The organism is Desulfosarcina sp., from assembly GCF_041551955.1.
Lineage (GTDB): Bacteria > Desulfobacterota > Desulfobacteria > Desulfobacterales > Desulfosarcinaceae > Desulfosarcina.
Map to the genome: position 1 here is coordinate 1 of NZ_JBFELV010000217.1, position 8,267 is coordinate 8,267.

Here is an 8,267-nt window from a genome sequence, read left to right on the forward strand (position 1 = left end):
AGCCCCGAGATACCGGAGGATGTGATCCGGAAATTCCGTGTTGGGTGAAGCGGACGGCGCCCATAAGAGGCTTCTATTGTCGAGTTACCGTATTCCTGGTGATCCTGCATCGACGGCGGCGTCATGATGCGCCGGATGGACTGAGGGAATATTCTATGGCCAAATTCGGCACCCCCGCCGATGAAGGCGCCGGGATTTTCACTAAGCGCTTGACAGTTTTTTTCAATTGATGATATTTGTATTAATTTTTGTTGATTCCAATGGAATCACTCATCCTTGCTCCGGCTCCTGGCCGGGGCTGTGAAGCCACAAGGAGGTTTTATGAAGCGGTACGAAACAATCGTCATTGTCGACCCCGACCTCTCGAAGGAGGCAGAAACGCCGATATTCGAGCGCCTTAACGATCTGATACCCCAATACAAAGGGTTTCTGATCGAAACGGATGACTGGGGAACCAAGAAACTGGCCTACGACATCAAGAAAAAAAATCGGGGACACTACGTAAAATTGGATTTTTGCGGTGACGGGGCATTGATTCAGGAAATGGAACGGTTTTTCAGAATTGACGACAAAGTCATGAAGTTCATGACGGTCCTGTTGGATGAAAATGCTGACCTCGACGCCATCAAAGCGGACCTGGCCGAAAAAGCGGCGGCGGCAGAAGAGGCATCGGCTGCGCAGGCGGCAGCCGAACAGGCCAACCAAGCCGTTGAAACTGAAGCACCAACCGAAAACAATGAACCTATCGAAGCCAAAAAAGAGGAGTAACCCATGGCCGTTTCAAAACCCCGCCCCCGAAGAAAGAAAAGAAGAATTTTCCATCGGCGCAAAGTCTGCCGATTCTGCGCAGACCAGAGCCTGGTCATCGACTATAAGGACCCCCGAGCGCTGAAGTATTTCACCACTGAACGAGGAAAGATCATCCCGCGGAGGATTTCGGGTGCCTGCGCCAAACACCAGCGAGCACTGACCCATGCCATCAAGCGCGCACGGACCATTGCCCTGCTGCCATACGTTGGGAACTTTGACCTATAGCCGGTCAAGCTTAACCGGCGGGACAAGAACGCCTATTTTCAGGAGAAGCGGATGGTGCCGTGGCCATTTCAAAGTGAAGTGTCGAAAGATATCGCTACCGGCGTAATGGCTACCCTCGTCATCTTTACCGTGTCGGTCTTCATGCCGGTGGTGGGCTTTCTCTTCTCTATGTTCATCCCCCTGCCGATTCTTTTTTACCGGGCTAAACTGGGCAGACGTCGCGGCATGATCGTCCCCCTGGTGGCCATCGCAGTGATGGGCCTCACCTTTGGAGGCTTGACGATGGACATCCTCTTTTTTTCAGGGCTGATGTTTCTGGGTTTTGCCATCAGCGAAATGTTCGAAAAAGAACTCTCGGTGGAGATGACCGTCGTGGCCGCCTGCGGCATGGTGCTTGGCACCGGTCTGGCAGGCATCCTGCTTTACAGCATCGCCGCCAACACGGGAGTATACACCCTGGTTTCAGCTTACGTGGCAACGAACCTGGCCTTGTCCCTTGATCTATACAAAGGTATCGGCATCCCGCAGGAAACCATTGACGCCATATCAGGCTCCCTCGACCAGATTCAATTCGTGCTGGTGCGGATTCTGCCGTCACTGGCTGCCGCGTCCACGCTGTTTGTGGCCTGGACAAACTTAATTGCCGCGCGGCCGATCATGCAGCGCCGGGGCCTTTCTTTTCCGAATTTCGGCCATCTCAACCGGTGGCGAGCTCCCGAACCGCTGATATGGGCCGTCATCGGCTGCGGCCTGATCATGTTTCTGCCCGTGACCGGCATCCGGCTGATCGGTGTCAACGGTCTGCTGGTGCTGCTGACGATCTATTTCATCCAGGGCATCGCCATCGTTTCCTTTTTCTTTGAGAAAAAGAAATTGCCACGAGCCATTCGGGTGGTTCTGTACGTAATGATCGCTCTGCAACAGCTATTCCTGCTGGTAATCATCTGCATCGGGCTATTCGACATGTGGATTAATTTTAGAAAAATTGACACCAATAAGGGTGAACCGGATCTACCTTCGTAAAATCAAGGCGGTCCTTTTTTGGAGGTTTAGCATGAAAGTAATTTTGAAGGAAACCATTAGTTCGTTGGGCATCATCGGGAGCGAAGTCAATGTGGCGGACGGATATGCACGCAACTATCTGCTCCCCCAGAGCAAAGCCGTTCCGGCCACCCCCCAGCAGCGCAAAATTCTTGAGCAGGAGAAGGCCAAATTCGAGCTGCAGATTGCAAAGGAAAAAGAGTTCGCCCAAGAGATGGCCAACCGTCTTGAGGCCGTTACGGTGACCATTGCATCAAAGGTCCACGAAGCGGATAAGCTTTATGGTTCCGTCACCGTTCGAGACATCATCGTCGCCCTGCAGAAACAGGATGTCGAGGTGGAAAAACGGATGGTGCTGCTCAATGAACCGATTAAAAACATCGGCACATTCAAGGTTCCCATCCGCGTATACCAGGGCATCAAACCGGAAATCACCGTGGAAGTCGTCCCTGAAGAAGCGTGATGGTTAGCCGATTGCCGGGAGTCCTTGGGCCATGACGGCGAAAGGCTCCCGGTAGTTAAGCGATCGTGATTGATTGGTTATTTGGTTTTTGGTTATTGTAATCAATTTTTTGATTTTCTTTGAATTGCAGCCAAAAGCCTCCGACACACTGTAAAACCAGGTCTTATTGTATGTCCAACACGCAACATCCGGTACCCAAGGACCCCTCGTTCCATAAACTTCCGCCCCAAAGCATAGAGGCCGAAGAATCGATTCTCAGCGCCATCCTGATCGACAACAGCACCCTCATCGACATTCTCGAGATCCTGTCCGCCGATGATTTCTACAAAACTGCGCACAAGATCACCTTCGCCGCCATAGAGACGCTCTATGCCAAGAATGAACCGGTAGATCTGGTCACATTGAGCAACTTGCTTCGGGAAAAGGACGCGTTGGAAAAAATCGGCGGGGCCGCCTACCTGGCCCGGCTGGTGGATGCCGTTCCCATGGCGGTCAATGCGCACCATTATGCGCGGATCATTCACGACAAGTCCATCTTGAGGCGTCTCATTGAACGCTCCAACACCATCTCCAATCGGTGTTTTGAAGACCGTGGAGACGTCGGAAGCGTCGTCGAATTTGCCCAGAGCGCCATCTTTGAGCTGTCCGAGGGAAAGACCAAACAGGCTTTTTTCCCCATCAGCAAAATAATCGAATCCAACATCGACGCCTTAGAGGAGCGGCAGGGCAACCGGGCGCTGGTCACCGGTATCACCACCGGTTTTTCGAAGCTGGATATGCTCACCTCAGGATTCCAAAACTCCGATTTGATCATTATCGCCGGCCGCCCGGCCATGGGGAAAACAGCCTTTGCCCTGAACATGGCGCGCAATGCAGCCATCGAAGGCGGTGCACCAGTGGCCATCTTCTCACTTGAAATGTCAAAAGAACAGCTTTCCATGCGCATGCTCTGCGCCGAGGCCCGGGTGGACTCCTCCCGCATCCGCAGCGGCTTTTTAAACAAGGAAGACTGGAACCGGATCACTGACGCAGCCGGTCGGCTCACCGAAGCCCCCTTGTTTATCGATGACTCACCAGATATTTCCACCACGTCGATTCGGACCAAATCCATGCGCATGAAAATGGATAAGGGCCTGGGCATGATCATCATCGACTATCTTCAGCTCATGCGCGGCAGCGCCAATATCGAACGGCGGGACCTTGAAATATCGGACATCTCCCGTTCGCTGAAAATTCTGGCCAAGGAGCTTAACATTCCTGTGGTCGCGCTGTCCCAGCTCAACCGGAAACTGGAGGAGAGAAGCGACAAACGTCCCCAATTGTCTGACTTGAGGGAGTCCGGTGCCTTGGAGCAGGACGCGGACCTGGTGGCCTTCATCTACCGGGATGAAGTGTACAACCGCGACGAGAACAGCCCCCACCGGGGCACGGCGGAAATCATTCTGGCGAAACAGAGAAACGGTCCCACCGGCATGGCCCCACTGGCGTTCTTGAAATCCTACACGCGGTTCGAAAACCTGGCCACTGAATGAAAGAGATCTTCGGCAACCTGTTGGGCCTCAAAGCCAGCCAGATCAAACGGTTGGAAAATCTAAGCCGACGACGCGTTCATCCCCAGGCCATCGTCTCCCATGAATTGTGCCGTGACCTATGCACCCTCTCCGCTGAAACCAGCCGGCAAATCGGCCTTCTCATCGACCGCAGCGGAAAGATTGTTCAAATCCTGATCGGAGAGGTGGACCGCATTGTAATCCCTGATCTGAAGAATTACCGGTTGGCTCCAGACCGCCTGCGGGGGCTCAGGTGTGTCCACACGCATCTGAACGAAACCCCCCTCACCCAGGACGACCTGACCGACCTGGCCCTCCTTCGACTGGATCTCATGGCAGTTGTCACCATGAGTGAAACCGGTGCACCAGTGTTGATCCACTGGGCCCATATCCTTCCAGGCGCAAGCGAATCGAGCCCCTACCAGATCATGGATCCGATCCCGCCCTTCCGGCCGGGAATCGACTGCCTGCACTTGATCCAGGCCCTCGAAGCCGAGCTGGCCCGAAAAAAAACCGACGCCGGCGGCCCGGTCGGATCCGAACGCGCGCTGCTGGTCAGCGTTTTTACCGGCCCCCGAAAAGATGCCGTCGATTCACTGGATGAATTGGAGGAACTGACCCGCACGGCCAATATCAGCATTATCGACACGGTTCTGCAGCAGCGGAAAAAAGCCAATCCCCGCTTCCTCATGGGAAGCGGCAAACTGGACGAACTGTCCATCATGGCCCTACACCGGGGTGCGACATTGATCATCTTCGACCAGGAGCTCAATCCATCTCAGATTCGCTCCATCGCCGACCGTACGGAGATCAAAGTGATCGACAGGACGCAATTGATCCTTGACATCTTCGCCCAGCGGGCCCAGACCCGGGAAGGCAAACTGCAGGTGGAGCTGGCTCAGTTGAAATATATCCTTCCCCGACTGGTCACGAAGGACACCGCCATGTCCCGGCTCACTGGCGGCATCGGTGGGCGCGGTCCAGGGGAAACCCGGCTCGAAATCAGCCGGAGACGGGCCAGAGACCGCATCCGACGCCTGGAACAGGCGGTCGCCACCGTTAAGAAAAACCGCAGCCAGCAACGAAGCCGCCGAAGCAAAAAGGGTCTGCCCATCATCTCCATCATCGGTTACACCAATGCAGGAAAATCAACCCTGCTCAACCAGTTGACCCAAAGCCGGGTACTGGCTGAGAACAAGCTGTTCGCCACCCTAGATCCGTCCAGCCGGCGCCTGCGATTTCCCCGGGACATCGAGGTGATCATTACCGATACCGTTGGGTTTATCCGGGATCTGCCCAGAGAGTTGATGGCTGCTTTCCGGGCCACCCTGGAAGAGCTGGAAAGTGCCGATTTGCTGCTGCACATCATCGACATCAGCAATCCACGCCACCCGGACCAGATCCGCTCGGTCGAAACGATCCTTGCCGAACTCAATCTGTGCCGCATTCCCACGATCCGGGTGCTCAATAAAATGGACCGGGTGGATCCGGAAATCTGTGATGGCCTGGTCCAACGTTTGGGTGGCATCGCGGTCAGCGCATTGGACCGATCGACGCTCAAACCCTTGTCGGAAAAGATGGAAGCTGCCGTCGAGCACCTATATGGAAACTTTGCATAATCAGGCAGAATAATTAATTATGTATACATTTTAGATGGTTATGACCATACTGACAATTCAGTTGACAGACCGCACCAAATACAGGTAAACGTTTTTTCTTATGGATATGGAACGGATCAAACGGGTGGGGATCGCGGCTGCTTGCAGCGGCGGCAAGGTTCTGCAGGAGCATTTCGGCAAGCTTCGATCGGTCCGCAAAAAAGGGGCCATCGATCTGGTATCCGAAGCCGACATCCGATCAGAAGCGGCCATCATCGACACCATCGCCGAGGCCTTTCCTGACCACGCCATCCTGGCGGAAGAGAGTGGCACCCATGCAGGCAGCGGTGGCCGATGGATCATCGATCCGCTGGACGGCACGACCAATTTTACCCACAACCTGCCCTTATTCTGTGTCTCCATCGCCTTTGCGGTCGATGACCGTGTCTTAGCCGGATTCGTCCTGGCGCCACTTTTGGGCGAACTGTTCGTGGGTGTCAAAGATCAGGGGGCCCAACTCAACGGTAGGCCCATTTTCGTATCCAACACCCCCGAACTTGCCGACAGCCTGTTGGTCACCGGATTTCCCTACGACCATCAGACCATTTTCGAGCCGTTGATAAGGCGCTTCGGCAGATGCCTGGCGGCCACCCAGGGGGTCCGACGATTAGGATCGGCAGCCCTGGATCTATGCTACGTGGCCAGCGGCCGCTTTGACGGCTTCTGGGAGCAGCATCTCAAAGCCTGGGACACGGCTGCCGGTTTTTTGGTGGCCACAGAAGCCGGCGCCCGAACCACGGTTTTTTCGGGGGCCCCCTATGCGGTCGACGAGGATGAAATTGTCAGCACCAACGGCTTCATTCATGATGAACTTCTCAACTTACTGGAGTAACCGGATTTGCAAACACCTTCAGAGCAAGAAATGGAACTCTCGTTTGATCAGTACTTGGGCTGTTTCGGCAGATATCGAAAAACCGACCCGGTATGCCGCCAGCGCTGTGCGTTAAGCCTGCGTTGCGCCATAGAGTACGATCAAAATGAACGGTTCGAGATGCTGGAAGAGCTGGTTTCAGCCAGCAGCATGGCTATAAAAACAAATTGAATTTAGTACTCTCCCGGTTGCCACAGGTAACGCTTTGCTGCTGCCCCCCTGATCAAACCCGATCTCAAAAATAGTCTACGTGCCCATGGCAGCGTTATGACGGGGAAGGCCGACTATCTGTTCCAGTCGTTCCCAACAGCCGGGATCGATCGCCATCGTTTTTCCTGCCGAATCAATTCTTTCCTTTTTCCAAACGCTCGGACAAGAACTCGACGTGTTTTTGGAAGGGACCTTTTTCCTTGACGCCCTTCTCCACAGCCTTAAGGGCATGCAGGGTGGTTGCGTGGTATCGGTTGAAACTTTTACCGATGGTTTGAAGAGAATGGTCGGTGTATCGACGGGAGAGATACATGGCCACTTGCCGGGGCCGGACGATGGACTGCCGCCGGGAGGGAGACGTGAGATCCGCGATGCTGACATTGTAATACTTACAAACCAGACGCTTGATAGAATCCAGGGTGATGCCCTCTCGTGAGGTAACGATATTTTTCACGACGCTTCGGGCAAGCGCCAGATCCACCTCCGATCCAAGCAGCGATGCCTTGGCGGCGACACCGATAAATCCGCTTTTCAGCTGCCTCACATCATCGGTCAGTTCGGATGCCAGATATTGCAAGACCGCTTCGGGGATGTCGTACCCACTGGACAAGGCCGTTTTCTTCAGTATTCGAAGACGGGTTTTGTAGTCAGGGGCGTCGATTTTCGAAATCAGGCCGCAGCAGAGCCGGGATTTGAGTTTTTCATTCAGTTTGGGAATGTCCGATGGCAGGTAGTTGCTGGAGTAAATGATTTTTTTATTGGCATTCATCAATGACTCCAGCGTACTGGACAGCTCCTCCTGGGTTCCGCTTTTTCCACTCAGGAATTGAACGTCCTCCAGCAGCAGGACATCGCAGTTCCGGCGGTACTTCTCTTTGAATCGATGGATATTGCTGCTGCGATAGGAATCGGTCATCTCATTCATGAAGTCTTCGGCCGTGATATAATAGACCCGCTCTTTGGGGAATGTCTTGAAAATGTGGTGCCCCACCGCCTGGGAGAGGTGGCTTTTTCCAAGACCGGTTTTCGAAAGCAGATAAAGGGAGTTTTGGTTTCCCAGGTTGCTGGCTGCTAGTGACAGCGCGGCAGAGTAAGCAAAATCACTGTTTTTTCCGACGACGAACTGATCGAATGTGTAGTCTTTTCTGAGAAGCCGGCCACCATGAGCCGGCAAATCAATGTCCGGCAGTTTCATCTGCCGATCCTGTATTATCTCTTTGCAGGCTGGGGTTTGGTTTGGCCCGACAATCAGACGAACCTTGAAGGATTTTCCCGCCGCACTGGAAACGGCGTCTTCGATCATTTGGCCATAATTTTCGGATATTCGCTTTTTAGAAAAAAGGTTGGGGCAGGCCAGCACCATGGCGTCGTCTTCATTTTCGCTGAATTCGATGGGGTCAATCCACATTCGGTAGCTGTGGCCGGGAAGTTTTTCCTTA

The 8,267-nt window shown here is 53.9% G+C and carries 10 protein-coding genes; 9 read left to right on the forward strand and 1 reads right to left on the reverse strand.

Translation table 11 applies throughout. The features are described from left to right. The 9 genes from ABYV26_RS15630 to ABYV26_RS15670 all read left to right on the forward strand — a co-directional run. Positions 1–230 (forward strand): hypothetical protein (locus ABYV26_RS15630; protein ID WP_372682288.1); only part of this gene is annotated, 230 nt, incomplete at its 5' end. A gap of 91 nt (positions 231–321) precedes the next feature. Next, positions 322–768 (forward strand): 30S ribosomal protein S6, encoded by a 447-nt coding sequence (gene rpsF, locus ABYV26_RS15635; protein WP_372682289.1) that lies wholly within the window; start codon positions 322–324, stop codon positions 766–768. Positions 769–771: 3 nt separating this feature from the next. Then, positions 772–1,035 (forward strand): 30S ribosomal protein S18, encoded by a 264-nt coding sequence (rpsR, locus tag ABYV26_RS15640; protein ID WP_372682290.1) that lies wholly within the window; start codon positions 772–774, stop codon positions 1,033–1,035. 51 nt (positions 1,036–1,086) lie between these two features. Continuing rightward, a complete protein-coding gene (locus ABYV26_RS15645; protein WP_372682291.1) occupies positions 1,087–2,058 on the forward strand; it encodes a YybS family protein in 972 nt (323 codons plus the stop codon). A 31-nt stretch (positions 2,059–2,089) separates the two neighbouring features. Continuing rightward, positions 2,090–2,539 (forward strand): 50S ribosomal protein L9, encoded by a 450-nt coding sequence (gene rplI, locus ABYV26_RS15650; protein WP_372682292.1) that lies wholly within the window; start codon positions 2,090–2,092, stop codon positions 2,537–2,539. A gap of 170 nt (positions 2,540–2,709) precedes the next feature. Then, a complete protein-coding gene (gene dnaB, locus ABYV26_RS15655; protein WP_372682293.1) occupies positions 2,710–4,071 on the forward strand; it encodes a replicative DNA helicase in 1,362 nt (453 codons plus the stop codon). Continuing rightward, positions 4,068–5,708, forward strand: a complete 1,641-nt coding sequence (hflX, locus tag ABYV26_RS15660; protein WP_372682294.1) for a GTPase HflX — start codon at positions 4,068–4,070, stop codon at positions 5,706–5,708. Before dnaB ends, hflX begins: the two co-directional genes overlap by 4 nt. A gap of 100 nt (positions 5,709–5,808) precedes the next feature. Continuing rightward, entirely contained in the window at positions 5,809–6,579 is a 771-nt protein-coding gene (locus ABYV26_RS15665; RefSeq protein WP_372682295.1) for an inositol monophosphatase family protein, read from the forward strand. Between the two features lie 30 nt (positions 6,580–6,609). After that, positions 6,610–6,789, forward strand: a complete 180-nt coding sequence (locus ABYV26_RS15670) for a hypothetical protein (RefSeq protein ID WP_372682296.1) — start codon at positions 6,610–6,612, stop codon at positions 6,787–6,789. Positions 6,790–6,961: 172 nt separating this feature from the next. Here the strand turns inward: ABYV26_RS15670 and dnaA are convergent. Continuing rightward, positions 6,962–8,267: chromosomal replication initiator protein DnaA (gene dnaA, locus ABYV26_RS15675; RefSeq protein ID WP_372682297.1), on the reverse strand; the 1,306-nt coding region annotated here is incomplete at its 5' end.